The 275-nt window shown below is 68.4% G+C and carries 1 protein-coding gene; it reads left to right on the forward strand.

The genetic code is table 11. The annotated features are described in order from the left end of the window. The coding region (locus tag SB725_RS31105; RefSeq protein ID WP_410923250.1) for an AMP-binding protein at positions 1-275 on the forward strand (275 nt) is incomplete at both ends.

Raw genomic sequence — 275 nt, forward strand, 5'->3', positions numbered from 1 at the left:
GTTGACCGAAGCCCTGGCCGCCCAGGTGCGTCAGCGCCTGCCGGGTGTGCGCCTGCATAACGTTTATGGGCCGACCGAGACCACCGTCGATTGCAGTGCCTGGACGCTGGAGCCGGGCGCCGAGCTGCCGCAAGGGGCATTGCCGATTGGCACCGCCATCGACAATACCCGCCTGTATGTACTCGACCCCTACGACCAACCGGTGCCCTGGGGCGTGGTCGGCCACCTGCACATCGGTGGCGCCGGCGTGGCCCGTGGTTACCTGGGCTTGCCAG

The sequence above is a fragment of the Pseudomonas sp. SIMBA_041 genome (assembly GCF_046535095.1).
Classification (GTDB): Bacteria; Pseudomonadota; Gammaproteobacteria; order Pseudomonadales; family Pseudomonadaceae; genus Aquipseudomonas; species Aquipseudomonas mucoides.